This window comes from Bradyrhizobium genomosp. I (2014) (assembly GCF_000261685.1).
GTDB lineage: Bacteria > Pseudomonadota > Alphaproteobacteria > Rhizobiales > Xanthobacteraceae > Bradyrhizobium.
This window is the reverse complement of the sequence record NZ_AJQE01000493.1, coordinates 1-1,003: the sequence shown is the minus strand read 5'-3', so window position 1 is coordinate 1,003 and position 1,003 is coordinate 1. Positions and strand designations below refer to the sequence as shown.

The 1,003-nt window shown below is 64.3% G+C and carries 1 protein-coding gene; it reads right to left on the bottom strand.

What is annotated here, in order from left to right; all coding sequences use genetic code 11:
- On the bottom strand, positions 1-1,003 hold a 1,003-nt coding region (locus IC50_RS38210; protein WP_035716860.1), incomplete at both ends, for an IS701 family transposase.

Here is a 1,003-nt window from a genome sequence, read left to right as displayed (position 1 = left end):
GTGATGGAAGCCGCGCCAGCCGCGTCCCTCGTAGTGACCGAGTCCGACCTCCTGCTTCAACTCCTGATAGTCACGCTCGATGCGCCAACGCAGCTTGGCGAGATCGACGAGCCGCTCGAAGCTGATGGTCTCCGGCAGCGTGGCGAGCCAGTATTTGGTGGGCTCTGCTTCCCCCTCCGGCCATTCGACCAGCAGCCACTCCGGCGACAGCTTCTCGGGGATCAGCTTGTTGTATCCGACACGGACGCGCACACGTGCAAAGCGCGAGGACAGCCGGTCGGCCGAGCCTTCCCGCCACGTCACCGTGCGCCAGGCCTGCTTCGGTAGAGCAAGTATTACCTCCTTGGCCGAGACCAGATCGGGCTCGTCGCGGCGGCCGGTGTTGTTCAGCGGCCTGTCCTTGCGCCGCGGGCCCGTGCCGGGTCGCCACATCAAGGTGTTCGGCAAGATGCCGGCCACATAGAGCACGCCCAAGGCTGTCATGCCCGCGCGTAGCCGCGAGTCGTTGCCGTAGGCCGTATCCATCAATCCGACGCCGCGCGGCAGTCCGGCTTCGCAAGCCCAACGTATCTGCTCCAACGCGATCTCCGGCTTGGTCTTGAACTTGATCTCCTTCGGAACACCCGCCTTTTTCCGGCGTGCGCGATCCTTCGCCCAGGGTTCCGGCAGGTACAGCCGATACGTCACCGGAAGGCTGGCGACATGGTTGGCAATCGACAAGGACACTGCCACCTGGCAATTGGCCTGCTTGCCGAGCTGACCGCAATATTGGTGGTGAACGCCGACCGAGTGCTTGCCTTGCTTCGGGAACGACGTGTCGTCGATGATCCAGGCCTCGATCGGGCCCTCCTTCTCGATCGCCGGCAACACCATCTCGCGCACCTTGGCCAACACGTCCTCGTCCGACCAGGTCGCGTTGCCGATAAAATGCAGCAACGACTGATGCTGCGCGGCCGTCCGTGCCGGGGCCGTTCGAGCCGCCATCGGCTCAACGCTCTTGCGT